This is a genomic window from Peristeroidobacter agariperforans, assembly GCF_004138335.1.
Classification (GTDB): Bacteria; Pseudomonadota; Gammaproteobacteria; order Steroidobacterales; family Steroidobacteraceae; genus Steroidobacter; species Steroidobacter agariperforans.
This window is the reverse complement of the sequence record NZ_RYFW01000004.1, coordinates 344,749-371,491: the sequence shown is the minus strand read 5'-3', so window position 1 is coordinate 371,491 and position 26,743 is coordinate 344,749. Positions and strand designations below refer to the sequence as shown.

23 protein-coding genes are annotated in these 26,743 nt (G+C 61.8%); 5 read left to right on the top strand and 18 right to left on the bottom strand.

What is annotated here, in order from left to right; genetic code table 11:
* Positions 1-12: 12 nt before the first annotated feature.
* The 3 genes from EK373_RS27440 to EK373_RS27430 form a co-directional block, all read right to left on the bottom strand.
* Entirely contained in the window at positions 13-1,158 is a 1,146-nt protein-coding gene (locus EK373_RS27440) for an efflux RND transporter periplasmic adaptor subunit (RefSeq protein ID WP_129647751.1), read from the bottom strand.
* Between the two features lie 222 nt (positions 1,159-1,380).
* Positions 1,381-2,271, bottom strand: coding sequence for a CHAD domain-containing protein (locus EK373_RS27435; protein ID WP_129647749.1), 891 nt, complete (start codon positions 2,269-2,271; stop codon positions 1,381-1,383).
* 2 nt (positions 2,272-2,273) lie between these two features.
* The gene (locus tag EK373_RS27430) at positions 2,274-2,837 is read right to left on the bottom strand and encodes an inorganic diphosphatase (RefSeq protein ID WP_157994562.1); all 564 of its coding nucleotides are present in this window, start codon (positions 2,835-2,837) and stop codon (positions 2,274-2,276) included.
* 150 nt (positions 2,838-2,987) lie between these two features.
* Here EK373_RS27430 and EK373_RS27425 point away from each other — a divergent pair, with 150 nt between their 5' ends.
* Both EK373_RS27425 and EK373_RS27420 read left to right on the top strand, forming a co-directional pair.
* Positions 2,988-4,307 carry an MFS transporter gene (locus EK373_RS27425; protein WP_129647745.1) on the top strand — a complete coding sequence of 440 codons (1,320 nt, stop codon included), beginning with the start codon at positions 2,988-2,990 and terminating at the stop codon, positions 4,305-4,307.
* A complete protein-coding gene (locus tag EK373_RS27420) occupies positions 4,304-6,133 on the top strand; it encodes a hypothetical protein (RefSeq protein ID WP_129647742.1) in 1,830 nt (609 codons plus the stop codon). The genes EK373_RS27425 and EK373_RS27420 overlap by 4 nt, the downstream gene beginning before the upstream one ends.
* Here the strand turns inward: EK373_RS27420 and EK373_RS27415 are convergent.
* The 3 genes from EK373_RS27415 to EK373_RS27405 form a co-directional block, all read right to left on the bottom strand.
* Positions 6,130-7,023 (bottom strand): LysR substrate-binding domain-containing protein, encoded by an 894-nt coding sequence (locus tag EK373_RS27415; RefSeq protein ID WP_129647740.1) that lies wholly within the window; start codon positions 7,021-7,023, stop codon positions 6,130-6,132. The genes EK373_RS27420 and EK373_RS27415 overlap by 4 nt on opposite strands.
* A gap of 19 nt (positions 7,024-7,042) precedes the next feature.
* On the bottom strand, positions 7,043-7,999 hold the full coding sequence (gene kdgD / locus EK373_RS27410; RefSeq protein ID WP_129647738.1) for a 5-dehydro-4-deoxyglucarate dehydratase: 957 nt from the start codon (positions 7,997-7,999) through the stop codon (positions 7,043-7,045).
* A gap of 100 nt (positions 8,000-8,099) precedes the next feature.
* On the bottom strand, positions 8,100-9,278 hold the full coding sequence (locus tag EK373_RS27405) for a hypothetical protein (protein ID WP_129647736.1): 1,179 nt from the start codon (positions 9,276-9,278) through the stop codon (positions 8,100-8,102).
* A 154-nt stretch (positions 9,279-9,432) separates the two neighbouring features.
* Between EK373_RS27405 and EK373_RS27400 the strand changes: the two genes are divergently transcribed.
* On the top strand, positions 9,433-10,011 hold the full coding sequence (locus EK373_RS27400) for a hypothetical protein (RefSeq protein WP_129647733.1): 579 nt from the start codon (positions 9,433-9,435) through the stop codon (positions 10,009-10,011).
* 52 nt (positions 10,012-10,063) lie between these two features.
* Here the strand turns inward: EK373_RS27400 and EK373_RS27395 are convergent, their stop codons facing one another.
* The 5 genes from EK373_RS27395 to EK373_RS27375 form a co-directional block, all read right to left on the bottom strand.
* Positions 10,064-10,939 carry an NAD(P)-dependent oxidoreductase gene (locus EK373_RS27395; RefSeq protein WP_129647731.1) on the bottom strand — a complete coding sequence of 292 codons (876 nt, stop codon included), beginning with the start codon at positions 10,937-10,939 and terminating at the stop codon, positions 10,064-10,066.
* Between the two features lie 117 nt (positions 10,940-11,056).
* On the bottom strand, positions 11,057-12,148 hold the full coding sequence (gene ychF / locus EK373_RS27390; protein WP_129647729.1) for a redox-regulated ATPase YchF: 1,092 nt from the start codon (positions 12,146-12,148) through the stop codon (positions 11,057-11,059).
* 8 nt (positions 12,149-12,156) lie between these two features.
* The gene (gene pth / locus EK373_RS27385) at positions 12,157-12,738 is read right to left on the bottom strand and encodes an aminoacyl-tRNA hydrolase (protein ID WP_129647727.1); all 582 of its coding nucleotides are present in this window, start codon (positions 12,736-12,738) and stop codon (positions 12,157-12,159) included.
* Positions 12,739-12,852: 114 nt separating this feature from the next.
* Complete coding sequence (locus EK373_RS27380; RefSeq protein WP_129647725.1) at positions 12,853-13,578, bottom strand: 50S ribosomal protein L25/general stress protein Ctc; 726 nt, start codon at positions 13,576-13,578, stop codon at positions 12,853-12,855.
* Positions 13,579-13,717: 139 nt separating this feature from the next.
* Complete coding sequence (locus EK373_RS27375; RefSeq protein WP_129648003.1) at positions 13,718-14,656, bottom strand: ribose-phosphate diphosphokinase; 939 nt, start codon at positions 14,654-14,656, stop codon at positions 13,718-13,720.
* 402 nt (positions 14,657-15,058) lie between these two features.
* Here EK373_RS27375 and EK373_RS27370 point away from each other — a divergent pair, with 402 nt between their 5' ends.
* Positions 15,059-15,700 (top strand): porin family protein, encoded by a 642-nt coding sequence (locus tag EK373_RS27370; RefSeq protein ID WP_129647723.1) that lies wholly within the window; start codon positions 15,059-15,061, stop codon positions 15,698-15,700.
* A gap of 39 nt (positions 15,701-15,739) precedes the next feature.
* On the opposite strand, the gene EK373_RS27365 is transcribed toward EK373_RS27370, so the two are convergent.
* From EK373_RS27365 to EK373_RS27355, 3 genes are all read right to left on the bottom strand, one after another.
* Positions 15,740-16,225 (bottom strand): DUF3291 domain-containing protein, encoded by a 486-nt coding sequence (locus EK373_RS27365; protein WP_129647721.1) that lies wholly within the window; start codon positions 16,223-16,225, stop codon positions 15,740-15,742.
* A gap of 90 nt (positions 16,226-16,315) precedes the next feature.
* Positions 16,316-17,143 (bottom strand): AraC family transcriptional regulator, encoded by an 828-nt coding sequence (locus EK373_RS27360; RefSeq protein ID WP_129647718.1) that lies wholly within the window; start codon positions 17,141-17,143, stop codon positions 16,316-16,318.
* Between the two features lie 74 nt (positions 17,144-17,217).
* Entirely contained in the window at positions 17,218-18,567 is a 1,350-nt protein-coding gene (locus EK373_RS27355) for a sensor histidine kinase (RefSeq protein WP_129647717.1), read from the bottom strand.
* Between the two features lie 276 nt (positions 18,568-18,843).
* Between EK373_RS27355 and EK373_RS27350 the strand changes: the two genes are divergently transcribed.
* Positions 18,844-20,430, top strand: a complete 1,587-nt coding sequence (locus EK373_RS27350; RefSeq protein WP_129647714.1) for a PAS domain-containing sensor histidine kinase — start codon at positions 18,844-18,846, stop codon at positions 20,428-20,430.
* Positions 20,431-20,474: 44 nt separating this feature from the next.
* On the opposite strand, the gene EK373_RS27345 is transcribed toward EK373_RS27350, so the two are convergent.
* The 4 genes from EK373_RS27345 to EK373_RS27330 all read right to left on the bottom strand — a co-directional run bounded on the left by EK373_RS27345 (position 20,475) and on the right by EK373_RS27330 (position 26,416).
* Positions 20,475-21,329 carry a response regulator gene (locus tag EK373_RS27345; protein ID WP_269813752.1) on the bottom strand — a complete coding sequence of 285 codons (855 nt, stop codon included), beginning with the start codon at positions 21,327-21,329 and terminating at the stop codon, positions 20,475-20,477.
* Position 21,330: 1 nt separating this feature from the next.
* Positions 21,331-21,702, bottom strand: coding sequence for a hypothetical protein (locus EK373_RS27340; protein WP_129647712.1), 372 nt, complete (start codon positions 21,700-21,702; stop codon positions 21,331-21,333).
* Between the two features lie 7 nt (positions 21,703-21,709).
* On the bottom strand, positions 21,710-21,931 hold the full coding sequence (locus EK373_RS27335) for a protein kinase family protein (protein WP_157994561.1): 222 nt from the start codon (positions 21,929-21,931) through the stop codon (positions 21,710-21,712).
* 63 nt (positions 21,932-21,994) lie between these two features.
* Positions 21,995-26,416, bottom strand: a complete 4,422-nt coding sequence (locus tag EK373_RS27330) for an ATP-binding protein (protein ID WP_129647708.1) — start codon at positions 26,414-26,416, stop codon at positions 21,995-21,997.
* Positions 26,417-26,743 lie beyond the last annotated feature (327 nt).

The following is a 26,743-nucleotide window of genomic DNA, read 5'->3' as shown; positions in this document are numbered from 1 at the left end:
GGCAATAGTCCGTTACATGCTGGTGGCGTTCGACTGAGCCTTGCTCTCGCCGGCATTTCGCGCCACCGACTCCGGCTTGTTGCTCACCGCGACCAACGCAGCCTCACGCAGTTTGAACGAGCCGGACGCCGCGACTTGTTCGCCGGGCTCCAGACCTTTGGTGATGACCACGTCGTCGCCCGCCATCGCATCGACCACGACTTCGCGCAGGCGGGCTCGGGTCTTGCCCTGTTCGTCCGCGACCACGACGAACACATGATCGCCGGCAGGACCTTTGCGAACAGCGCTCGCGGGGACGGCAGTGGCCAGTAGCGGCTCGCCGACCGCGACCTGCACTCGCACCGAGGCGCCGGGCGCCGGCGTCTGCGCCGTATTCTTGATCTTGGCGCGCACCGCCGCGTTGCGCGTCGTCGGATCGACTCGCGCGTCGATCGCGAGAATCTCGGCCTTCACGCCGGTGGGATCGCCCGAAGCAAACACATCCACCTTGCTGCCAGGACGCAGCGCGGCCGCGACCTGCTGAGCGACGGTGAAGTCGACATAGGTGGAGTCATCCACGCCTTGCAGCGTCGTCAACAGCGTGCCTTCGTTCAGATACTGACCGGGATGCACGTCGGAAATGCCGATGCGAGCGCGAAACGGGGCACGAATGATCTTGCGCTCGATGACCGCTTTGATACGAGCGACCTGCGCCTGCACCACTTCCTGTTCGGCGCGCGCGCTATCCACTTCCATTTCCGACGCCGCGCGATGCTGGCTCATGCGTTGCATGCGGGCGAACTGAGTGCGGGCCAGCTCGGCCTGCGCCAGCAGCGCCTGCAGATCTGCCTCTTCTACCGATACATCGAGCGCCACCAGTACAGTGCCGGCCTCGACGATTTTGCCGGGCTCGAGCGCGACCTGGCGCACGGTGCCGGGCAATTCGTTGCGAACCGTGATGGAACGCAAGGCGACCACGGTGCCGATCGACGTTGTGGTCCGAATATGTTCGTGCTCACGAGCCACCGCGGTAACCACCGATTCCGCCGGCTCCGGCTGACTGGCCGCCGCTGCTTCCGATTCAGCCAAACTCGAACGTTTCCAGGCGCTGAGCAGCACGCCGGACACGATTACCGCGCCCACGAGCAGCAAAGACCCTATCCATTGACGCGACTTCATCACGAGTTCCCCTAAGAACATCCAAATCCTGCGAGAGGTGTGCAAGGTATTCCTTGCCCGGCAGCGGACCAATCAGGGGCAGCGAAACTCACTCGTGCCGGATAAGCAGGAATCGACAGGGTGTCGGTTACCGGTCGTGACCCAAGAGCCACTTGTCATTAAATAAGAAACAAGGGAGGAACCACTTTGTCATGAGGTCATGACAGTTGCTGCTGGGGCAGGTCATTCGTTGCGCCAGAGCTGCCAGTACTGGCCCATGCGGTCGACAAAGCGCCGCGGCTTTTCTTCGAAAATTCTCTTCCCGAGCTTGAATGCTTTGTCCTGCAACCGCTTGCGGCGCCGATCGAGGACAGCAATCAGTGCATCATGGTCCTGGCCCTCGAAAGCATCGACATGGGACCTGATTCTGGTGCGTAATACGGCCAGATCGTGGTCCTCGCCCAGGTGCTCGGCCAGTTTGTGAGCCTGGTCGGCCAGCTCTTTGAGCGGCCCGGGCCAGGCCGGCTGCAGGATCTGCAGCTGATGCCACAGATATTTCACCTGCTTGCGCCAGTCGTGCAGAGCGTCGTTGTCCCGCGATTCCGCGGCCGCTTTCATTTTCTTCTTGCCGCCGCGATAGATGCGCCCCAGGCCGCCGCCGATGACCGGCCAGTCGCCGCCCTTCATCGTCCATCGCTGACTGCGCGCCTTGACTTCACGTAATGCCTTGCGCTGCTTGTTGAGCAGGCTGATGCCGACCGCCTGCCGAGACGATGTTTTTTCCTGACGCAGCACCCGCCGAAACTTGTCTAGTTCTAGCGCACGAGTTGCCGGAGCGTAGCGCTCGACCAGGTCGTCCAGCGCGGCGCTCAATACTTTGCTATCGCGAGCCACGCCCAGTGGACGGGCCGCATCGCGCAGCGCGTTGTTCGCGCGCCGATATGCGATCTCGCCAGTGGAGTCTCGCAACAATCGGAGTGCCGCCCGGGATTTCTTCAGCTGCTTGCGCGCGTCATGAATGTTCGCGTCCGTGATTCTTTTCTTACGCAGCGACTCGTCGGCTCCGGCCAGCCACTCTTGCAGAATCCGCCGTACGCCTGACAGGCCGGCTTCATCGGGCTGCAACTCGCGCATCGTCACGCGCCCTTGGCCTGCTTCGCCTTGGATCGGTTGAAGTCGCGGACGGCATCGCGAAACATCTTCTGCGCCTGCCTTGCACCGCCCCGTCCCGTGATTCTGAACTCGCGACCCTGCGCCTGATTGTACGAGCGGAAGAAATGCTCGATGTCCTTCAGCTGTTGTCCGTCGACCTGATCGAGCTGGGTGATCGCCGGCTTGTTCACCGAGGTCTCGAGCGTCGCGAGCAGCCGATCGTTGCGAATCATCTTGCGGCGCTCTTTCTGAACCGCCCGGATCACGCCAATCAAGTGAGCGTGTACCAGGCAGCCCGGGAACAACGGCGCCTCGGTGAGCACCAGGACGTCCAATGCGTCGCCGTCCTCGGCGCAGGTGGACGGGATCGAGCCGAAGTCATAAGGAAACGACATGCCGGCCGGCAGAATGCGGCTGAGCTTGAGCACACCGAGCTGGGGATCGAATTTGTATTTGTTACGACTGCCCTTGGGCGTGTCGATGACCACGCGCACCAGGCCGGTGTCCGGGTCCAGCGCGGGCAGCCCCATGGGAGATGCGTTGGGCATGGCGGCCTCCTTGGATCTTGAAGGGTCGGGCCGGGCGACTGGTTCCGCTTCTATGCTCGCTGTGGATCGATCCATAGAGTTTTTGACTTAGACGCCCCAGCGCCCACGGCCTAGCATCGGGCAAACACTACGACAGGGGGACGCGGGGGAATGTCGATCGCCGCCATCGCCGAGCGGCGCACGCAGGTGCGCTACTCCATCATCGGCTTCATTTTCATCGTCACCTCGATCAATTACGCGGATCGCGCGACGTTCTCGATCGCCGGCAGCGACGCTGCACGCGAGCTCGGACTGTCGCCAATTGCCACCGGTTACATCCTTTCGGCCTTCGCCTGGGCCTATGCGGCGGCCCAGATACCCGGCGGCGCGCTGCTGGATCGATTCGGCACCAAGCGCATTTACGCGGGCGCCATCGCGGTCTGGTCGGTGTTCACGTTCTTGCAGGGGTTCGCGGGCTTCATCGCCGGGCTGTCGGCGGTGACCATGCTGTTCGCGTTGCGCTTCCTGGTCGGCCTGGCCGAAGCGCCGTCGTTTCCCGGCAATGCGCGAATCGTCGCGGCCTGGTTTCCCAGCAGCGAGCGCGGCACCGCCTCCGCCATCTTCAATTCGGCGCAGTACTTCTCCCTGGTCGCGTTCGCGCCGCTCATGGGCTGGGTGGTTCACAACTATGGCTGGCGCGCGGTGTTCTATGTGATGGGCGGCCTCGGCCTGCTCGCGGCGCTGGCCTTCGTCCGCTTCATCCATGATCCCGTGCGTCATCCGAGCATCAATCAGGCGGAGCTGGACTACATCGAGACCGGTGGCGGCCTGGTTGCCCTCGACCAGGCAAATGCCAGCAAGGGCAGTGCATTTCGCTGGGACAACCTCGAAAAATTGCTCACCAATCGCATGCTGCTCGGCATCTATCTGGGCCAGTACTGCATCAACGTGCTCACGTACTTTTTCGCCACCTGGTTCCCGATCTACCTGGTGAAAGAGCGCGGCCTGAATATTCTCGAAGCGGGCTTTGCCGCCGCCGCGCCGGCAATGTGCGGTTTCATTGGCGGCGTGCTCGGTGGCTATGCCTCCGATTGGCTGTTGAAGCGGACCGGCTCGCTCACCATCGCGCGCAAGACGCCTCTGCTGATCGGCATGATCCTGGCGACACTCATCATCGCCTGCGTGTACATCGAGCAGGAATGGCTCGTGATCACGGTCATGGCGCTTGCGTTCTTCGGTAAAGGCATCGCCTCGCTGGGATGGGCGATCATTTCCGATGTCTCACCTCGCCAGTTTGCCGGGCTCACGGGCGGCGTCTTCAACATGTTCGGCAATTGCGCCGGCATCGTGACACCGATCGTGATCGGTTATCTGGTCGCCGCCACCGGTTCGTTCGACAGCGCGCTGATCTTCGTCGGCGTGCACTGCCTGCTGACCATCTTCGCCTACTTTGTCATCGTGGGACCGATCAGGCGCCTGGAGCTGCAGTGAATCGGCGTCATTTCGTCGCGAGTGCCTCCGCCCTCGCGGCGTGGCCGCTCAACGCCAGCACCAAGCCCGCCTTAACGATAGCGACGCCCATGGCGCCGCCGGAATGGGCATTGCTACAGCGAGAGCTGCTGCGGGTTCAAACTGAAGCCTGCGAAGCCTTCTACGCTCGCTATTTCGACGAGCGCGGTTACTTGCGCGCCGTCGAGCGCTGGGGTGCGAACGATGGCCCCGATGACGCCATCGAGCATTTGAATGACTGGGCGCTGTTGCACGCACTCGGCGGCTCGGATCGCATTCTCGAGCTGTATCGCAAGGCTTGGGAAGGACATCTGCAACAGTATTCGCGTGCCCGGACCCAGCAAGTCGAGCTTGGCCGGCGCGGCATGTATGTCCGCGAGTTTCCGCCGCAGATGGATTGGCAACACATCAGCGAAGGTCTCACGACGTTCAATCTGATGGGCCTGTCGACCCCCGAGGATCCCAAGCTCATCGAGCGTACGCGTCGCTTCGCCGAGTTCTACACCGGCGACGATCCGTCCGCGCCGAACTACGATCGCAAACATCGCATCATCCGCAGCGTCTTCAACGGCAGCGCCGGCCCGCTGCTACGCCCCGCGACCGCGCTGGACTGGGCCGGCGATCCTTTCGACGTTGCCAAGTTCAAGATGGAGCATGGCGAGCGCAACTATGAAGAGACGCTCGCGCACTATCGCGACTACACCGACATCGTCGGCGACCATCCGCTCAACCTGCACTCGACCACGCTGGCGTTGAATGCTTTCATGCTCAGCGGCGAGCGCAAGTATCGAACCTGGGCACTGGAATATCTGGACGCCTGGGTGGAGCGCGCCGAAGCGAACAATGGCGTCCTGCCCAGCATCGTCGGGCTCGACGGCCGCGTCGGTGGACCCTCAGGAAAATGGTACGGGGGCGTGTACGGCTGGGGTTTCAGCCCCATCGTGCCGCAAACCGGCGAGCGCGAGGATCGCAATCGGGTGTCGCGCGCCATCGTCGCCTTCATGAATGCCAGCCTGCTGACGGGCGACGACCGTTACATGCAAGTGTGGCGACGACAGAATGAAGTGATCAATCAGCAGGCACGCACCATCGACGGTAAGCTGCACACGCCGCGCATGTATGGCGAGCAAGGCTGGTACAGCTACGCGCCGGGCCCCTACCGCACCAACGCATTCGAGATCTGGTATGTCTCGATGCGCGCCAGCGACCGGGAGCTGGCAGGCGATCATCCGTGGATCGCGTTTCTCGAAGGGCGCAACGCCACCTATCCGATCGAGGCGCAGCGCCAGGCGCTGACTCGCGTCAGGGAACGAGTAGCGGCCATGCACGCGGACACGAGCACGCCCGAAACGCGGCTCGCCGACAATGCGATCAACTTCAATCCCGCTTCGGTGACTGCATTGCTTCAACTTACGCAGGGCGGCCTGCACATCGCGCGTCCGCCCTGGTCGAGCACGTCGCCGCATCAAGGCGGTGCGCCGTTGCATTGTCGGTTGCGATATTTCGACAGAGAGCGTCGGCGGGCCGGATTGCCTTCAGACGTCGCGGCACTGGTCGATGAGCTCGGCGCTGAGCGCACGAGCGTAACGCTCGTGAATCTCAATCCCGTCAGCTCGCGCACGATCACCGTACAAGGCGGGGCGTACGCGGAACATCGCATCGAGTCGGCAACGCTGGATGGACGACGCGTTGCCATCGGCGATTCCGCTTTCGATCTCGAGCTGCGGCCCGGCTGCGGAGCACGGCTGCAATTGAGCATGCGTCGTTATGTGAATGCGCCGACGCTGGCGTTCCCATGGACGCGCTAAACGTCGCTGGCGAACTCTCCGCACAGACTCACCATCGGCTGTAGCGCGGGATTGCCGTTGTCACGACGCCATACCATGTGCAGCTCGACCGGCTGCGTCGGCTGAGTCGCAAACTTGCGGAACTGAATCGCGTCCATGTGCAGCTCGATGGCCGACGCCGGCACGATGGCGGCAGCGAGCCCGGCACGGACCAATCCCAACATCGAATGGATCTGCGTCACGTGCTGCACGTACTCGGGTAACGCGCCCGCCGCTTCGAACAAGCGCGTGAGCATGTTGTGGAAATAGCCCGCGCCCATGCGCGAATACATGATGAGCGGCTGATTGTCGAAGTCGCTCGGCGTCAGCGATGGATTGTCGGCGCGCGGATCGCCAGCGGGCAACGCCGCCATCAGCGGCTCTCTGAGAATGAGCCGCGACTCGAAGCTCGCCTGCTCGACCGGCGGGCGCACGAAAGCGATGTCGATCTGACCGGTCATCAGTGCCTCGAATTGATCCGAGGTCACCATCTCGAACAGCTCTAACTCGAAATGCGGTAGCGACGCGCGCGCACGAGCCACGATGCGCGGCAGGAAGCTGTAGCCAGATACTGCGGTGAAGCCGATCGCCACTCGTCCGGTATCGCCTTTGGCGACTCGACGAGCAGCGAGCGCGGAGGTTTCAGCCAGGCGGATGATGCGGCGGGCTTCGGGAAGAAAGGTGCTGCCGGCCGGAGTGAGCTTGACCTGGCGGCTACTGCGCTCCAACAGCTGGACACCGAGCCCCCGCTCCAACAATTGAATTTGCCGGCTGAGCGGCGGCTGGGTCATGTTCAGCCGCACGGCGGCGCGGCCGAAGTGCAGTTCCTCGGCGGTGACTACGAAACAACGCAGCTGGCTCAGTTCGAACATGCACCGACATATAACGTGCTCAGGCGCTGCGTGCCAGTAGCCCTCCGAAAATTGTGGGTGCGGCCGCCTCGGCCTGCTCGATGAGGGCGCGCAATTCCTCGAACTCGCGCTCGTTCAAGTCGGTCAGCGGCGGACGCACCGCGCCGGCCGGCTTGCCAATGGCTCGCATGCCCGCCTTGACGATGGCGACTGCGTAACCCTTGCCTCGATTGCGAAGCGCAATGTACGGCATGACGAAATCGCGCAAGCCCGCCAGCACCTTCGCCTGCTCCTCGGCGCGCACCGCCTTGTAGAACGAAGACGCCCAGCCCGGCATGAAATTGAAGATCGCCGAGGAGTACGTGGTCACGCCCATTTTCAGATACGGAGCGGCAAAGGTCTCGGCCGTCGGCAGACCGCCGATGTAAGTCAGCCGGCTGCCCATGCGTGTGTAGATGCGCGTCATCAATTCGATGTCGCCGACGCCGTCCTTGAAGCCAACCAGATTGGGATGCCGATCGCACAGGCGCGCCAATGTGACATCGTCGATGATGGCGTTGTCCCGGTTATAGACGATCACGCCGATGGAGACGGCTTTACAAACCGCCCCGATGTGTGCGGCCAGGCCTTCCTGCGAGCCGTTGACCAGATACGGCGGCAACAACAACACGCCATCGGCGCCCGCGGCCTGCGTCGCTTGCGCCAGCTCGACGGCCATCGCCGTCCCATAGCCGCAGCCCGCAATCACCGGCAATCGCCCCCCGCACTCCGCCACGGCCGCGGACACCACATCGACGACTTCTTTGAACGTCAGCGAAAAGAACTCGCCGGTGCCGCCGGCAGCAAACAGCCCGGCCAGGTCGTGCTCCATCATCCCGGCGCAGTGCGCGCGATAGGGCTCAACGTCGAAGCGATTGTTCGCATCGAAATGCGTGACCGGGAAGGACAGCAATCCTCGGCCGAGGCTTACGGCCATTTCCGTGGGGGTGAGAGGCATTGGTTGCGGCAAGTTCCTGAAGCGGTAATTGCTCCATGTGCCGCTAGCGTACGAGTAGCACACCGCTCCGGTCCAAACCAAAGGTGCTATCGATCAATGCTCAACCGCTCTTGATCGCCCGCGGCACCACCTGCTGTCGACATTCCTTCAGCCGCGTCCCCCAGGGGCTGATGCCAATGAGCGCCGAATATTCGCCCCCTTTGTCGAGCGCGAACTGCACCGTGACATCGAACGACCAGCGGTCCCGGCCCGACACCGGCGGCGCGACCAGAACCCGGTAGACGCCGCCCGTCGCGCTCAGCAATCCTTGCTGCGTCATCCATGCCGGCACATCGCACTCCGAGGCGAACCGGCGGTTGAACAGATCGTGGATCCGCACCAGCTGCGCGGCGGCCAGCGACTCCCCCTTCACCAGCACGAACCGGCCTTCGGCGTAGCGCTGCCTGCAAGCCTGTTCCGTCGCCTCGAACACGGCGACGCGAATGTTTGCATCGCGACGCAGTTCGGCGTCCCGTTGCATCGATGGCAGGAAGACATCGCTCGCGGAGGCGATGCAGACGGCTTCCATGTCGGACGTCTTGATGAGCTGGAACGGCGCTAGCATGCGGCCGTAAACGACGTCGCCATGCTCGTAGAATTCGGCGTCTAATGTTTCCTGAGCGAACCGTTGCGCAATCTTCCGTGTCTCAGCCTCTGGCAATATCCTCCACCCGGGGCGAACCATGTCGGTCACGAGACGCCTGTGCGTCGCACGCACCGGCAGCTCGGTCGGCGGCGACAGCAGCGCCCGCGCCTCCTCCGTGCGGCCTCTCAGCACACGCATTCGAAGCACGTTCTGCCGAAGCGAGATTGCTTCCAGATGCGTGCACTCCGCAGCCGCACGCTCCGCGAGACAATCGACGTCATACAGCAGGATCTCCAACTCGCGCGGATCGAAATCGAGCTGGCGTGTGCTCGCGCCCAGATATTCGGGACGATCGACCAATGAGAAAGATACCGAGGGCCGGCCGAGCAGCTCGACTAGTCTTTCTTGCGGAATCGTTGCGACCTCGCTGGCATTGACGCGCAGCTCTTCGTAGTTGAACGCAGCGGGAAACGTACGAGCGATGTCATCAACAACTGCAGCGCGGCCGGATGCATTTGTTTTGAATTCTGCAAACGCCTGCAATTGCTGGGCGGTCCACCGCGGCTCGAGTTTTTCAGCGATATTTGTTTCGTGCGCTTTACCGCAAGCCGACAGAAGCGCTGTGACCGAGATCACAAAAAACCATCGCGCCACAACCAATGCCCCTTTGTTAGATTTCAGCCACGGGCCTTGTCGCCAAGTAACGACGTCAGTGTCTGAATCCGAGCGACGCTTCCACAAGAACAGTAGAATACCTTCGGCGCACCGATGCGCTACCTCGTGAGAGTGAACGAACTTAATTATGAAGATGAACGCTAAAACTCTGATCTGTGCCGCCGCGCTCGCTCTGCCGTTCGCGGCTTCCGCCGAGCAGCTGAGCTATCGCTACGTCGACGTCGCGCATTTCCCCGAAGCGGAAATCGACGCTGACGGCGCCGATGTCGACGGCGACGGCATCCAGCTGCGCGGCTCACTGCCCGTCTATCAGAATATTTTCGCACTGGCAGAATTCCAGGCTCTGGACCTGGACTTCGGAGTGGATGCCACACGCTTCCTGGTAGGCGCCGGCGGCCACTGGGCGCTCGGCCCGAACCTCGACCTCGTTGCGCGCGGCGGCCTGGCACACTTCGAAGTGGACGCCGGTCGCTTCGACGATGACGACACGGGCCTGTTCGCGGGCGTGCGCCTGCGCTCGCTGGTCGCACCGAAGATCGAAGTCGAAGGCGGTGTCGAGCACATCGCTGTGGACGTGGCCGGCATCGACGGCGACACGTACCTGATCGGTGAAGGCCGTTATAACTTCACCCCGCAGTTCTCGGCGGGCGTGTTGATCACGGTCGGCGGCGACGTCAGCGTGTTCGGCGCGCAGGGCCGATTCAACTTCTGATCTGTTCGTTGGCTGGTGGCGTGACGTAGGTTCGTCACGCCACCAGCAGATCTCACATCCCCGCCTGTTCCGCCGCCACTTTTCCCAGCGCGGCAATGTCATCGCCCTCGCCGCCCCGCGCTAGCAGCGCGAGGAATTTGTCGCGAACCAAACTCGCCAGCGGCAAAGGCACATTCAAACTTTCGCCGGCGGCGAGCGCCAGGCGAGTGTCTTTGGCGCCCAGCGGTGCTGCGAACCCTGGCGGCTGATACTGCTGCTTCGTGATCAACGGCGCGTAGATTTTGTAGATCGGCGCGGCAAACAACGTATTGGTCATCATGTCGACGAATGCATGTTCGTCCACGCCGGCTTTGCGCAACAACGCGATGCTTTCGGCGAGCGCTTCGACGGCGGCGAAGATCATGAAGTTGCCGCTGAGCTTGACCAGATTCGCAGCGCTCGGTCGCTCGCCGAACGGCCACACTTTCTGCGCCATCGATTCCAGCACCGGCATCGCGCGCTTGACCGCATCGGCAGCGCCAGCAGCTAGAATGTTGAGTTGACCCGCGGCGGCAACTTGCGGCCGGCCGAACACGGGGGCGGATACGAAATGTTGCCCTGCCCGGGCGTGCTCATCGGTGAGGCGCTCGGCCAGCGCGACGCTGATGGTGCTGGCAGAAACGTGCACTGCGCCGGCACTGAGGTTCTTCAGGATGCCGTGCGCGCCGTGGGTCACTTCTTCCAGCGCTGCATCGTCCGCAACCATCGTGATGACTATGTCACCGCGAGACGCGTCTGCAGGAGACTTGGCGAGCCGAGCCCCTTTCGCGACGAGCGCGTCGGCTTTGCTCGCTGTCCGGTTGTAAACCGTCAGCTCATGTCCGCCACGCAACAGGCTCTCGCCCATGCCGTGGCCCATCAATCCCAGGCCGATCAAACCGACTTTCATGATTGCACCTCTCGCCTGCCATGCTATGGATTCAGCAGGTGGAGGTGAAGCCTCAAAAATGCAACGCGCTTGCCCAATTGCGTCAACGCAGACCGTGGCGCGCCGAGGCGCGCAGGCTCAGACGTTGAAGCGGAAGTGCATGACATCGCCTTCGTGGACGATGTATTCCTTACCTTCCAGGCGCAGCTTGCCGGCTTCTTTCGCGCCCTGCTCGCCCTTGTAATTCACGTAGTCGTCGTAAGCGATGACTTCGGCACGGATGAAGCCTTTTTCGAAGTCGGTGTGAATCACACCCGCCGCTTGCGGAGCAGTGGCGCCGACGCGGACGGTCCAGGCACGAGCTTCCTTGGGGCCGGCAGTGAAATAGGTTTGCAGGCCGAGCAGCTTGTAGCCCGCTCGGATCACGCGATTCAGGCCGGGCTCGTCGAGACCGATGTCTTTCAGGAAGTCGGCGCGATCCGCTTCTTCGAGCTGCGCGATTTCGGCCTCGATAGCGGCGCACACTGCGACCACTTCCGAGTTCTCGCGAGCGGCGAGCTCACGCACCGAGTCGAGATGCGGATTGTTGGTGAAGCCGTTCTCCGCGACGTTCGCGACGTACATCAGCGGCTTGATGGTGATGAGGTGCAGCTCCTGCAGCAGCTTCTTCTCTTCCGGATCCTTGATCAGCGAGCGCGCCGGCTGGCCCGAATCCAGATGGTCCTTGAGCTTCTTCATCAGGTCGCGTTGTTTGATCGCGTCCTTGTCACCGGCCTTCGCTGCCTTCTCGGCGCGCTGCAGACCGCGCTCGACGGTGTCGAGATCGGCGAGCGCCAGCTCGGTGTTGATGACTTCGACGTCGTCCAGCGGCTTGATCTTGCCCGCGACGTGCACGATGTCGTCGTTCTCGAAACAACGCACGACGTGCGCAATCGCATCGGTCTCGCGAATGTGAGACAGGAATTTGTTGCCGAGGCCTTCGCCCTTCGACGCGCCCGCGACGAGGCCCGCGATGTCGACGAACTCGACCGTAGCGGGCAAGCGCTTCTCGGACTTCGCGATGCCGGCGAGCACGTCGAGCCGCGGATCGGGCACGGGCACGATGCCGACGTTGGGGTCGATCGTGCAGAACGGATAGTTCTCCGCCGCGATCTGCGCGCGAGTCAGCGCGTTGAACAGAGTCGATTTACCAACGTTGGGAAGTCCAACGATGCCGCACTTGATGCCCATAAATTAAATCACTTCTTGCTGTGCAGCCCGTTCATGGCGCGCTCAGGCCCCTGCTCGAGGAAGCTCGGCAACGCCTGCAGCGCCTGATCGATGGAGGCGAGGATCTTTTCTTCCTCGTCCTTCGGCGCACGACGCAGCACGTAGTCGATCACTTGAGATTTGTCGCCGGGGTGTCCGACGCCGATGCGCAGACGCCAATAGTCGGGGCCCATGTGGGTGGTCGTATCGCGCAGGCCATTGTGGCCGCCCGCGCCGCCGCCGAGCTTGAAGCGCACGTCGCCGACCGGCAGGTCCAATTCATCGTGCACGACCAGGATTTCGGCTGGCTCGACTTTGATGTAATCGGCGAGTGCGCGGATCGCGAGGCCGCTGCGATTCATGTACGTGCTGGGTTTGAGCAGCGTGATGTCCTGCCCGCAGTACTGCACACGACAGATGTCGCCGTGAAATTTCGCATGACTGCGAAACGCGCCGCCAAGCTTGGCCGCCAGTGCATCGACGAACCAGAAGCCCGCGTTGTGGCGCGTGAGCAGATGCTCCGGCCCGGGGTTGCCGAGGCCGGCGATGATTTTGAGGTGGGTGCCCGCCATAGCAGTGCGACCGAAAATAACGCAACGATGGCAGGCAGCACCAATATATTACTGGGCGCCCGCCATCGCTTTCACGCCACCAGCCGTGTTGCCACGGCTGGGTGCGCGAGTGCGTTACTTCTTCGGAGCAGCCTTGGCCGCCGGAGCAGCCGCCGCCTTCTTGTCGCCACCAGCAGCGGGAGCCGCCGCAGCGCCGGCCGCAGGAGCCGCGCCAGCAGCCGGAGCCGCAGCAGCGGCAGCCGCCGGAGCCTCGGCCTCTTCGGCACGCGGATGGTGGATGGATACGACCGCTTCGTCACGACCATGCGCGAGCGCGACCAGCTGGACGCCTTGCGGCAGGGGCAGGTCGGACAGACGACGGATCTCGTTGATCTGCATTTCCGACAGATCGATCTCCAGGAATTCCGGCAGATCCTTCGGCAAGCACAGCACTTCGACTTCGTTCAACAGGTGCGACACCACGCCGCCCTGCGTCTTCACGCCAGGCGAACCGGCCGCGCCCTTGAAGTGCAGCGGAATGGTCATGCGGATGTTCTCGTTCTCCAGCACGCGCTGCAGATCCATGTGCAGGATCATGTTCTTGGCCGGATGACGCTGCACATCCTTGAGGATGGCGGCCTGCGGCTGGCCATCGATCTTCAGCTGCAGAATGGTCGAGAAGAACTTCTCGTTCACCAGCAGGGTGAGCAGGTTCTGGTGATCCAGAATGATCTGCTTGGGTTCCTGATGGCCACCGTAGAGGATCGCCGGAACCTTCCCGGAACGACGCAGGCGGCGGCTCGCACCCTTCCCCTGCTCGTTCGGCCGGGAGTCGGCGACGAGGTCAAATGAATATTTCATGGTTACTCCAGTTGAGAAACAAGCAACGGCGTATCGCGACCAATAACGCCGCCACTGTGGATGTTTCTTTTGCTCGGCTTGCGCCTCGCAAAGAAACCGAAAACCTCTTCACTTTTGCGCGGCTTGCGCCGCGAGCACTTCAGTCGATGTACAGAGAGCTGACGCTCTCTTCATCGCGAATACGCCGCATGGTCTCGGCGAGCAGACCCGCAACACTCAGCTGACGAATCTTCTTGCAGTTCTTCGCATCCGGGCGCAGCGGAATGGTGTCCGTCACCACCAGCTCGTCCAGTTGCGACTGCGAGATGCGATCGATCGCCGGGCCCGACAACACCGGGTGCGTGATGTACGCGAGCACCTTCTTGGCGCCGTTCGCCTTCAACGCTTCAGCCGCGTGGCACAGCGTGCCGGCGGTGTCGACCAGGTCGTCGATCAGCACGCACGTCTTGCCCTCGACCTCGCCGATGATGTTCATCACTTCGGACTCGTTCGGGCGCGGACGGCGCTTGTCGATAATGGCCAGCTCGGCATCGTCCAGCCGCTTTGCCAACGCTCTTGCGCGCACCACGCCGCCGACATCCGGCGACACCACCATCAGGTTGTCGTACTTCTGCTTCCACGCATCGCCGAGCAACACCGGCGAGGCATACACATTGTCCACCGGGATATCGAAGAATCCCTGGATCTGGTCGGCGTGCAGGTCGACCGTCAGCACGCGGTTCACGCCGGCGCTGGCGATCATGTTCGCCACCAGCTTCGCCGTGATCGGCACACGCATGGCGCGCGGGCGGCGATCCTGGCGGGCGTAACCGAAATAAGGAATCACGGCCGTGATGCGCGCCGCCGAAGCACGTCGGCAGGCGTCGGTCATCACCAGCAATTCCATCAAGTGATCGTTGGCCGGCGAGCAGGTCGGCTGCACGATGAACACGTCGCGACCGCGCACGTTTTCCAGCAGCTCGACCGTGCACTCACTGTCGCTGAAGCGACTGACAGCGGCTCGCCCCAGCGGCACCATCAGGTGACGCGCGATATCCTGGGCGAGCTGCGGATTGGCGTTGCCCGTAAACACCGCCATCGTGGCACGATCCATTCAACACTCCGACTTCAAATGCGTCTGGCTGGGGCGGAAGGATTCGACGCGCCGAATTGGCGGGATAATCCCGACAAGAGCGCTAGCGAAATCAGTAACTTACTGATCTCACTCGTTTTTCGACCCCTTCCACTCCCATCGATTCCCCGTGGCTGGCACCCAGGCTGGCACCGGCGATACCGGTGAACCAGTCAAAGCACACGGTCGAAAGCGGGGGCGCAATATACACGAATCCCGCCGGTTTTTTCCGCCCCGTTTCAAGGATTTGTAGGGGGCGTTGCCGTCCCCCGGGGGTGCGATGTGCCCGGGCATCCTTGCCAGCGCGTCCAAAACTAGGGCTACCCCTTAGCTGAATGCTGCGCGACGCTCCTGATAGAGTCCCGCGCCGTGCGTTCCATCAAGAAAGGGACTGGAGCGTTCGGCAACCAACTCGACCAGCAAAAAAAAACTATGACCCTGCGAGCGGGGCTATCTGGGAGTGATGAAATGCAGAAGAAAGTAGCGACAGGAATCGCTCTGGCGTTCGCGTGCCTGCCAGCCATGGCAGAGTCTGACATTGGATTCTATAGCGGAGTGGGCGTGGGCCAGGTCACGCTGAAAGACACCATCGACGGTGTAGACATCAAAGCGACTGGCACTGGCTTCAAAATCCTTGGCGGCTACCGATTCAATGAATACGGCTCCCTGGAGATCGGCTACCTCGCCGGAAAGCCTGACGACACGATTTCCGGCGTGACGATCGAGTCGGATGCCAGTGCGATCCAAGGCTCGGCACTGGTGCACATACCGATCAGCGCTCGCTTCGAAGGCTTCGCCCGCGCCGGCTTCCTTGCATGGGACGCTGAGAATACCGTACGAGACGGCCAGTTCGGCTTCATCCAGAAAAACGATGGCACCGATTGGGTGCTCGGAATCGGCGCTGCCTTTCGCGTCACGCCGAGCTTTGGCCTGCGTGCCGAGTACGAAGGCGCCGAATTGGATGGTACCGACCTGCGATCGCTCACCATTAGCGGATTATTCAATTTCTAGTCGATGCAGGCGCCCCATCCGCCACCGGGATGGGGCGCCTCAGTCCGCGAAAACCCGATCATGTTCGAGCCCATCGTCCGCAGTCGGCGCGGGAAAGGGCTTATTGAATAGAAACGCGTCCGGCGACGGCCCGACTCGCGACAGCATGTCGAGCCGCGCTTTCCCTTCGGCGATGGTGGGGCGATGTCCTGCGGGAACCCACCACAACGCCAGGTGAAACTCCATGCGATCGAACCACTCTTTGCGACGACGCATGATCTCTCGGTGAGCCTCGCTGCGATACACGAATCTCATCAGGACATCCACATCCTTCCACGTCGACATATTGATCGCGATGTTTGGATTGTCGAACGCTCGAATATTCAGTGCGTTGTTGCCTTCACCCGTCAGTCGCCAGACGAATCCCGGCGCCGACTCGGCCAACGCATTGACACGATCGAGCTGCGCAATGAAACCGGCGTTCACGGGATCGGACATCGGCACGCGAAATGTCGCGATATTTATTTCGGCAAGCTGGAACTGCATCTCGGCCTCCCTCGTCGCATCGGGAGGCAGCGTATTCGGCAGGGGCCCACGCGTATTGAAGAAAATTACCTTGTGCGCCCGGCGCGGAAATCACGCGCGATACTGACCCGGCGTGGCTGCGACCAGTTTCTTGAAACTTCGCTGCAGATGGGCCTGATCGGAAAAGCCGGCCGCGAGCGCTACTTCTGCTATGGGTCGACCCCGACGAAGCTGCGCCCGGCTGAACTCGATGCGGCGGTTGGTCACGTACGCATGCGGCGTCAGTCCGTACTTGTCATTGAAGGCTCGAATTAAATACGAAGGCGATAGATCTGCCGCGGAACAGATCTCCGCCAGGCTGATCGAGCGCGCGTAGTTGTCTCTTATGAATTCAGCCGCACGCGCGAGGCCCCGATGCCCATGGCTCGGCGAGTCCGGCGCAGGGCTCAGCGTCCGTTGCACCTCTGCCATGAATGACACTGCTGCGCTCTGCTTCTCCAGACATTCCGCGCGGTGATCGGTGAGCACGTCGTACAGCCGATTCAGCCCGGCGTATAGCCCCGGCTCGACCGAGGCTATATCCAAGAATGGCTGGAACCGATCATTCCTGCTCCTGCCAAGATCCCGCTGAATGCCCGTCAGCCAGGAAACATCGAAGTACAACATTCGATAGGACCAGAGCGCGCCGTGCTCGGGGTTACAGGCGTGCGCATCCCCCGGATTCATCAACACCACCGTGCCGGCGCCGATGCGTTGCCGCGTTTTCCCGTTCAAATAGGTACAGCGACCGTTCGTGACCACGCCAATCGAGAACGTTTCATGCGCGTGCTTGCCGTAGCAGACTTTGCGAGCGTCGTAGATCGAACGCGCTTCCACGAATGCAAGCGCGTCATCGCGCCAGAAGGTTGGCTCGGTTAGCTTTCGAATCGACGTGACCACGCCCGCGTCCTCGAATGGGAAAAACCTATCTAAACCTGACCAGAGACTAGCAGAAACGGAGGAGGAGACCGTTATCAGCAGCGCAGGGCCGACCCATCCGACGGCCCGGAAAACCAGAGCGACACGCGGGTGCCAGGCGGACCCCGGTCGACTGCCAGGCGCCCGCCAAGCTGATCGGCCAGCAGAGACAAGATGCGCGTGCCGCTCCCCTCCTTGCGCACTCCCCCTCCGACCCCGTCGTCGGCAATCTCGAGGACATATTCCTCCGAGCTGATGCCCAATCGGACTGTCACCGCGCCGGAGCGCTGGTCCGGAAAAGCGTGCTTGAGCGCATTTGTAACAAGCTCATTGACGATCAGTCCGAGTGAGACGGCGCGCTGGGAATCGAGCTCGATACTCGAATCGATCGAGGTCGTCAGGGTGATGGGCCGCTCACCAACGAGACTTTGCCGCAGCGCCTCGCACAGCGATTCCAGGAATTTCCTCGCACTCACGCTCGTTTTCTGTTCGTGCAGCTGCAGGTGATCGTACGCGCGTGCCAGGACGGCCAATCGGCCCGCGGCAACACTCAAGACATTCTGGGCCTGCACATCCTTGACATCCTGTCGAGACATCATCAGCAATCCGGATAGCGACTGCAGATGATTCTTCACACGATGGTTGATATCGAATAGCAGCGCCTCATTCAATTGCAGCGCCGCGCGCAGCTCGTTCTCCATGAGCTTGCGATCCTGGATGTCGTGGGCAATTCCGACGACCCCCACAACTTCGCCTTCACCTGAAAGTAGCGGGGCCCTCGAGCTCAGATACGTGCGAGAGGTGCGCTCATGATGTGGCGTGACGCGCTCCTCGATGAGGCACGATCTCTTGGATCGCATGATGTCCTGATCGGTCGCCTCGATTACGAGCGCTTGCTCTTGCGGTATGAAGTCGCGGTCCAGTCGACCGATAACCAGCGACTTGTCAACGCCAAATACCCGCGCAAGCGCGGCGTTCACGTGAGTATAGCGACCGGCGCGATCCTTCACGAACAGCGGGTCAGGCAACGTCTCGGTGATGCTGTTCAACAGCGCTACGTTGCTGCGAAGCTCGGATTCGGTCTCTCTGAGCGCCTCGTGCATATCCTTGAGCTTTGTCGTCACGGAGCGCAATGTTTCGATTGCAAGGGCCGTGAAAAGCGCCACCACGACGAACAGCGCCAGCAGAAACAATTCTTCGCCGCGAGGCAGACCAAACGAGTGCTGCGGCTCCAGAAGGAAGTACCACACCAGCAATGTGCTCAACCCAACCGCAAGCAGGCCCGACCCACGGTCGAAAACCATTGACGCCAGAATGATTGCGGGAAAGAACACGACAAACGTTCCCGTCTGCAATCCAGGCGTGAATGTATGTCGCAGCAGAGACGAAGCCAGGACCATGAGCACGGTGAGCCCGTACCGGACGGAGGGTCTGAGCCGCCGCAAGAAGGCTTTTCGGTCGATTAATGATTCGAGCTCCACGCTCTCTAAAGTGCGGCTCGTCAGAACCGTTCCGAGGATTAGCGACCCGACCGCCTGACCTGGCCCGGGTAAGCTAATGTGCCCCTACGTCGACGCGCCCGTGTCTGCCCGGCTCGCCGTGAGTTTCTCACCGTAATCCGCCGGAACTTTTTGTGCGGCACGACCGTTTGTCAAGGTTACGGGTGCCCAATTAATAACGTAATGACACGAAAGCGCGGTCCCGCCCGCAGCGGGCGTGAAAACTCAACGTCGGAGATTGCCAGCCTCGACAGCAGCGGCCAGCACGTTGCGCGCCTGATCGATGGCATCCGTGACTGCGCGATTTATATGCTCGATCCCAGCGGCGTCGTGGTCTCCTGGAATCCAGGCGCCGAGCGGATCAAAGGATACGCGGCTGAGGAAATCGTAGGGCGCAGCTTCACCGAGTTCTATACCCCGGACGATCGGGCCAGCGGCTTGCCCGCTCGAGCATTGGCCACCGCCGCAGCGACCGGAAAATTCGAAGGCGAAGGCTGGCGCGTCCGCAAGGATGGAACCAAGTTTTGGGCGATCGTGCTGATCGACGCATTGCGCGGACCCGCTGGCGAGCTCATCGGCTTCGCGAAAGTGACGCGAGACATGACCGAGCGGCGCCTCATGCAGGAACAGTTGCACCAGTCACAGAAGATGGAGGCGATCGGTCAGCTCACCGGCGGTGTCGCTCATGACTTCAACAACCTGCTGACGGTGATGCTGGGCAATCTCGACACGCTGTCTCAGGTCCTTCCCGCCAATCAGACTCGCTGGCGGCGCTGCGTCGACCAGGCTATGCGAGCCGGCGAGCGAGCGGCCGGCCTCACGCAGCAACTATTGGCGTTCGCGCGTCGCCAGCCGCTGAAGCCGAAACCGGTAAACATCAACAGATCGCTTCACGCGTGGACGGAAATGGTCCGCCGCACCTTGCCCGAAAGCATCAACGTCCGCCGTATCGAAGACGACACGGTCGGCATGGTGGAAGTGGATCTCAATCAACTCGAGAGCGCACTGCTCAATCTCGCCGTGAACGCACGGGACGCGATGGCGGGGGCCGGCACGCTCACGATCGAAACCGCGACGGCGCACATCAGTGACAATGACGTACGGCTGGTGCCTGATCTCAAGCCGGGGGTTTATGCCCTGATTAGCATAACGGACACCGGCAGTGGCATGACGCAGGAAGTGATAGACCGCGCTTTCGATCCCTTCTTCACCACGAAGCCCATGGGCCAGGGCACGGGCCTCGGCTTGAGCCAGGTTTTCGGCTTCGTGAAACAGTCGGGTGGGCACATCAAGCTTTATAGTCGCCCTGGACACGGCACCACGGTAAAGATCTACCTGCCGCAATTGCAGGATACCCAGGGATCCCCAGCCGCGAAACAACCATCGGATGCAGGCTTTCGAACTCGCGAAGAAACCATCCTGGTCGTCGAAGACAGCGAAGCCGTCCGGAGCTTTACCACCGACACGCTGCGTGACTTTGGCTTCCGAGTCATCGAAGCAGTCGACGCCTCCGAAGCGCTGAAGATCCTGGACAGCAATAGCAGCGTCGATCTGTTGTTTACGGACATCGGGCTGCCCGGATTGAACGGACGCGAGCTGGCGGCTACCGTACAGCGGCGATATCCGAAGGTACGTTTGTTATTTACCAGCGGCTACGCGCAGATGCCCTCGCCCACGATGACCAGCGCAGTAATGAACATTCCGCTGCTCTCCAAGCCGTTCACGCGCGCCCAGCTTTACATTCGCATCTGCCAGACACTTGACAGCTAGCGGCTACTCAGCGACCGAAAGCCGGCGGCGAACCGAAGCGTTCACTACTCCTCGATCAGCGCCCTGATTCGCGCCGCCATTGCCTCGATTGGAAATGGCTTGGTCATCACCGACATTCCGGTCTCCAGATGGCCGGTGCGGAGCACCGCATTCTCCGCATAACCCGTGATGAAAAGAACTTTCAGGTCCGGACGGCGCACGCGAGCCGCATCGGCCATCTGCCGGCCATTCATGCCGCCCGGCAGTCCCACGTCGGTTATCAGCAAATCGACACGGACATCCGATTCTAGAATCTTCAGGCCGCTCGCGCTGTCGGCCGCTTCGAGCGACGAATATCCGAGCTCGGCCAGGGTATCGGCCAGCAGCATTCGAATCGTCGACTCGTCGTCGACGACCAGGACCGTCTCGCCTTGGTAGGAGCGAGGCTGGAGCGCGACCTCCGAGCTCGTTGCGTCATCAGCTATCGGTCCCTGGTGACGGGGCAGATAGATACAAACGGTGGTGCCTTGCCCCAATTGGTGCGCCTGCTCGATCTCGCGGGTCACGTCCCGTCCGGTCGCCGTAATGACGCCTTCGTTCGATCGTGTCGCCCAGCTGATCCAACGATAGCTGCCGTCGCGATGCCGATAGCGATTGTCGAAGCGTTCGTGGCCTCTGCCTGCCGCCAGATCCATCGCACCCTGGGCCGTGCGTTGCAAATCATCACGGTGGACAAAGTCGAAGAGCGAGCAGCCTACGAGCTCATTTTCCGGCCAGCCTAGGATTTCGGTCCAAGCCGGATTGACGGCTGTTATCTTGCGGTCGAACGTGCAGCGGAGCATGAGATCGCGCGTGAGTTGCCATAGCGCATTACGATCTGCGGTGCGCTCAGCCCCCCTCTTCTCGAGCGTCTTGCTCAGCTCATGGAGTGCCGCCTGGGCCTTGTCGCGCGCGGCAATCTCGTCGCTTGTGCGCGAAGTTCGGGGGACAATGCCCGGCCCAGTTGACCAGCTTGCCGTGCAAGGTGCGCAATTGATCCAGTGACAACGAACCTTCGCTGGCAGACGAAGTCGCTGCCGCGGCCGTAGCCAGGGCCGTATAGAAAACGTGCTCGGCCGATGTGATCATGCCGAGAATGCCTTTGAGTATCCGGTGCCCAGCGAGTAGAGATCCGTTCGCCAATCCGTCGAGCCTCGTGCGGCCGGTCTGCTCCGGCGACATGTAGGGAAGCGTTCCTTCGAGCCGCCTCGAATCCAGGCGTTCCATGACCCGAGTGGACGAAGTCCTGGGCACTGCGAAATCACAAAGCGTTGCGACCTCCCTGCGAATTCCAGACAACGTTGCCGGGATGGGTGTCGCGATGAACGATCCGGACAGCGTGCATGCGGGCAATCGCGTCTGCGAGCTGAATCGCGATGGTCAGGAATTCCGCAATCGAAGGCGGCCGCGAACGAATCAGGCTTGCAAGATCTGTTGCGCCAGCCAGGTCGGCAACAGGTGCGGAGCTAGGCGAGCTGAGCACCGACCCCTCCGTCATTCATGGCGGTTCTCCCGACCCACTGAACCAATGCCTGGCGCGCATGAATCAAACAACACTTCGATCCAGAACATCACGCACGCGCGCCGCGAGTTGCTCGAACGTGAACGGCTTGCTGATCAGATTCACTCCTGGATCGAGCCGGCCATGGTGCACGATTGCGTTACGTGAATAGCCGGTCGTGTACAGCACTCGTAACTCCGGGCGCAATTGCCGGGCGGCATCGGCGAGCACCCGGCCATTTTTTCCGGGAAGAATCACATCGGTAAACAGCAGGTCAACGCGAGGAGCGTTCCGCAGCGCCTCCAATGCGCTGTCCGCATCTGGCGCCTCCAATACACGATAGCCGAGGTCACTCAGGATCATGACGCTGTACGTGCGCACATCCTCATTGTCTTCGACGACCAGAATGACCTCCCCCTGCGATGCTTGCGGAATCTGCGGCTCGGCCTGCGGCACGATCTGCTCTTCATGACCCCGGTATCGCGGAAAGTATAATTTGACGGTCGTACCCTGGTCCGGCTCGCTATATAAAGTGACGTGTCCGCCCGACTGCTTCACAAAGCCATACACCATGCTCAGCCCCAGCCCGGTGCCACGGCCTTCGGGCTTGGTCGTGTAGAACGGCTCGAACGCCCGCGCGAGCGTTTCCTTTGACATGCCACAACCGGTATCGCTCACCGCCAGCATCACATATTGGCCGGGAATGACTTCCGCGTCGGTCGCCGAATAGGACTCGTCCAGCGCGGTATTCGCGGTCTCCAGCGTCAGCTTGCCGCCCTCGCGCATGGCGTCTCTCGCATTTACTGCGAGATTCAGGATCGCGCTTTCCAGCTGGTTCTGATCCGCCTCGACCCGCCACAACCGGGGCGCAAGCACGCCTTCCAGCTCGATGGTCTCGCCGATCGTACGATGAAGCAGATCGGTCATGTCCCGCACCAGCACGTTCAAATCGAGCGGCTTCGGATCGAGTGGCTGCCGTCTCGAAAAGGCGAGCAAGCGACCGGTCAGGCTCGCGGCGCGCTGAGCGCCTTGCAGCGCCAGGTTGGTCGCACGCTGAATACGGGCTTGGTCGCCTGGCCGCGAGCGCGAGATGGTATCCAACCCACCGATGATCACAGTGAGCAGATTGTTGAAATCGTGCGCGACTCCACCCGTGAGTTGACCTATCGCCTCCATCTTTTGTGCTTGCCGGAGGGCAGCCTCGGCATCGGATCGCTGCGCGACCTCATCGGCGACACGTTGTTCGAGCGTTGAGTTGAGCGCCTGCAACTGCACTTCGGCCCGCGCGCGCTGCTGTATCTCGCGCTGAGCTGCTTGAAACAGATTCACGTTGGATAGTGCGACAGCCGCCTGCGCGGCGAGCCCCTGGATGAGCTCCTGCGCACCGCTGTCGAAGGATCCGCCGATTGCGGATTCGAGGCATATCCAACCGAGCGTCTCGTCGGCGCGCGATGTGATACGCGTCATCAGGTAGCCAGGTAGCTCGTCCGATGAGTCGTCGTTTCTACGCTCGAGCTCTTGGACGCTTCGCGGCAGCGGCATCCGACCACGATCGTGCGTACCTGGCGGATAAGCATAGTGTACGGCGGGCACGCCGGAATCGTCCTCGACGCGATATGCAATGCCCGCGGCCCGTGCGCCGGAAAGCGCCATTGCTGCGTCGATGATCGTCTGCGCGACTCGCCCCATCTCCAGCTCGGCGGCAATCGATATCGCAGCGTCGTTCAGAACGCGCAACGCCCGGGTCTGCGCGCGCAGCGCTGCCTCAGCCGCCTTCTGTTCCGAAAGATCGATCAGCACGCCGGAGAACAAACGTTGCCCCGCCTCGCGGCTGTCAATTTGACCGCGGGACAGCACGGTTCGAACCACACCCGCGCCATTGGTGCGGTATTCGGTTTCAAAGGGCGCACCGGTAGCGACTGTTTTTGCCACCAGCTCCGCAGCTCGCTCGCGATCCTCAGGATGGATGCCTTCCATGAAGCTCTGCAGCGGCAGGCCCTGTAACGCCTCGTCCTGAGTAACGCCAAAGAACTCCGCCAGGGCGCCATGAATACTCAGCCGATCGCTCGTCACGTCCCAGTCGTATACCGCCACGCGCCCTGTCGACAGCGCACGCGTCAAGCGCTCCTGGCTCATCAAAAAGCGCTGCTCGCTCAGCATCACGGCGCGGGCAGCTGCTCGTCTGACGGCAGCCATCTGAATGTTGGAGTTCACTCGAGCGATCAACTCGCGTGCTGCAAACGGCTTTACCAGGTAATCGTCGGCGCCGGCATCCAGGCCTTCGACCTTCGCCTCCTCGCCGGCGCGCGCGGAAAGCATGATCACGGGCATGCCCGCAAGCCGCACGTCCTGTCGAATCGCTCGCAGCAAACCGAATCCATCGAGCTGCGGCATCATCACATCGGTGAGGAGCAGATCCGGAGCATTCGTGCGCGCCGCTTCGAGCGCACGCTGTCCATTTTCTACCGCCTCGACGATGTAACCCTCGCCCGTCAGAAGGCGGCGCATGTAATCGCGCATATCGCTATTGTCATCGGCGAGTAGCACGCGCTTACCCGCTCCTTGTAGCGGGCTGCGAGCTTGGTCGACCTCGTCGATCGTCAGCCCTTTGGATTTGAGGCCAGTAGCGCCTGGGTCGGAATCCGGCAACCAGCGCATGGCCTCTTCCAGATACGACTGCGTATTGATCGGCCGACTCGTCGAGTTGGAGTCACGCACCTGATCCGCAGGCAAATGCTCGACGCCGAAAGGTATGCGTATCGTGAACGTCGTGCCTCGGCCAAGCTCACTACGGGCATCGATGCTTCCGCCTTGCAGCCTCACGAGCTCGTGTACCAGCGCCAGGCCGATGCCGCTGCCCTCGTAGCTGCGGCCGCGCGCGCCGGCGACTCGGTAAAATCGCTCGAACAAGCGCGGGATCTCCTCGGCAGGGACGCCAATGCCGGTATCGCACACTTGGATCTCTGCGGAGCGCTCATCGCTGGAGCTGTGCACGGCAACCGCAATCTCGCCTTCGAAGGTGAATTTAAAGGCGTTGGACAGCAGGTTGAGCACCACCTTTTCCCACATGTCCCGGTCCACATAGACCGGGCGGGCCAGCCGCTCGCAGTTCACCTGCAACCGAACCCCCGCTTTCTCGATCGCCGAACGAAAGCTGGAAGCGATTTCCGCGGTGAAAGCGGCGAGATCGGTCGGCTCATAGCTGGCACGCACGCGACCCGCTTCGATCCGGGAAAAGTCCAGCAGCGTGTTGACCAGCCGAAGCAATCGGATCCCGTTGCGTTGAGCGAGCTGCAGCTGACTGCGGACTTCCTGCTGGCTCAACCCGTGCGCGTTCAACAGATCTTCCAACGGGCCGAGCAGTAGAGTCAGAGGTGTTCTGAATTCGTGACTGACGTTCGAGAAGAACGCCGTCTTGGCGCGATCGATCTCAGCCAGGGCTCGCGCACGTTTACGTTCGTCCTCGTACGCACGCACGCTCACCAGCGCGGCGCCGATCTGCCCCGCAATCAACTCGATGAAGCCGCGATACTGCGGATCGAGCGCACGATACGGATTGATGCCGGCAATGAAAAAGCCGGCCGCCAATTTGTCTTGCCCGTGCTGTGCTATGGGCACGATCAGCGCCTGTCGAGGCGGGCTATCCCACGCGCCCGTCGGCAGCGCGCCGAAGCGCGCCAGATCCTCGACTACGATGGCCGATGAGGTGGTCGTCGCGGTGATCGGCCAGAGATCCTGATCGAACGTAAAACTGTCGGGCGCAGCCAAATGCCCGCCGCTAATGCCTGTGCACGCGACGCGCCGCAGTTGCGAATTCGCTGGGTCCAGCACGTAGCAAACACTGAACGGCAGATCGTAGAGATTCTCGCCGAGCTTGGCCTGCACGGCGTGAAACAGCTCTTCTTCCAAATTTGTACCCGCCGAAGCGGAAGCCAGATTGCGCAGCGTGGCCAATCTACGCTCGTTGATGACTCGGTCGGTCTCCTCCAGCACCGCACAGAACAACCCGGCAATCGCCCCGGCGTCGTCGAACAACGGGCTGTAGGAAAACGTGTGGTAGGTTTCCTCCCGAAAGCCGCTTCGTTCCAGCAGCAACAACATTCCTTCGTGATAGGTCGCGCGGCCGGTCTGCAGGACCTGCTCGACCAGCGGGCTGATGTCTGGCCAGATCTCCCGCCAGACTTCAGCCGCGGGTCGACCCAGGCCCCACGGGTGCTTGACGCCCATCGTCGGGCAATAAGCATCGTTGTAGAGAAATGCCAGCTTCGGTCCCCACCCCATCCACATCTGGAAACGGGACGCCAGCATCATTTGCACGACGGAGCGCAGCGACTGCGGCCAGGCATCGACCGGTCCAAGCGAAGTCGCCCCCCAGTCCACCCGGCTCATGAGTTGTCCCAGCTCACCTCCATGATCGAAGATCGAGCCTGCGGCTGCAGACTCCGGCGACGGCGACGATGAACCCACGAATGCTCCTGAACCGGTCGACGACGGATCAAGTGAAGCAGCGCGTCCGCTCGAGAAAGTCCCTGCGTAGGACTGTCGGCGATGTCACTCGCACTCCTGTTCGATCGTCCCGTCTTATTTGTAGTCGAACGGCTGCGCTGGTCTGCGCCGTTCAATGCATCTGCCTCGATTGCCTTGTCAGGTGTACGCGGATCCTCGCGCACCCCCTCGGCGATCGGGCTAAACCGACTAGCGACTGAAAAAGTTCCATGATCGGGCGAGATCTCGGCCTTGCCGGAGCGTGCCTTTGACGCAAGGCGCGGCGCAGCCCTGTGCTGCGCCGAGTGC

Coding starts and splice junctions, on each gene's coding strand:
- EK373_RS27440 (WP_129647751.1), bottom strand. CDS start 1,158: ATGAAGTCGCGTCAATGGATAGGGTCTTTGCTGCTCGTGGGCGCGGTA.
- EK373_RS27435 (WP_129647749.1), bottom strand. CDS start 2,271: ATGCGCGAGTTGCAGCCCGATGAAGCCGGCCTGTCAGGCGTACGGCGG.
- EK373_RS27430 (WP_157994562.1), bottom strand. CDS start 2,837: ATGCCCAACGCATCTCCCATGGGGCTGCCCGCGCTGGACCCGGACACC.
- EK373_RS27425 (WP_129647745.1), top strand. CDS start 2,988: ATGTCGATCGCCGCCATCGCCGAGCGGCGCACGCAGGTGCGCTACTCC.
- EK373_RS27415 (WP_129647740.1), bottom strand. CDS start 7,023: ATGTTCGAACTGAGCCAGCTGCGTTGTTTCGTAGTCACCGCCGAGGAA.
- kdgD (WP_129647738.1), bottom strand. CDS start 7,999: ATGCCTCTCACCCCCACGGAAATGGCCGTAAGCCTCGGCCGAGGATTG.
- EK373_RS27400 (WP_129647733.1), top strand. CDS start 9,433: ATGAACGCTAAAACTCTGATCTGTGCCGCCGCGCTCGCTCTGCCGTTC.
- EK373_RS27395 (WP_129647731.1), bottom strand. CDS start 10,939: ATGAAAGTCGGTTTGATCGGCCTGGGATTGATGGGCCACGGCATGGGC.
- ychF (WP_129647729.1), bottom strand. CDS start 12,148: ATGGGCATCAAGTGCGGCATCGTTGGACTTCCCAACGTTGGTAAATCG.
- pth (WP_129647727.1), bottom strand. CDS start 12,738: ATGGCGGGCACCCACCTCAAAATCATCGCCGGCCTCGGCAACCCCGGG.
- EK373_RS27380 (WP_129647725.1), bottom strand. CDS start 13,578: ATGAAATATTCATTTGACCTCGTCGCCGACTCCCGGCCGAACGAGCAG.
- EK373_RS27375 (WP_129648003.1), bottom strand. CDS start 14,656: ATGGCGGTGTTTACGGGCAACGCCAATCCGCAGCTCGCCCAGGATATC.
- EK373_RS27365 (WP_129647721.1), bottom strand. CDS start 16,225: ATGCAGTTCCAGCTTGCCGAAATAAATATCGCGACATTTCGCGTGCCG.
- EK373_RS27350 (WP_129647714.1), top strand. CDS start 18,844: ATGACACGAAAGCGCGGTCCCGCCCGCAGCGGGCGTGAAAACTCAACG.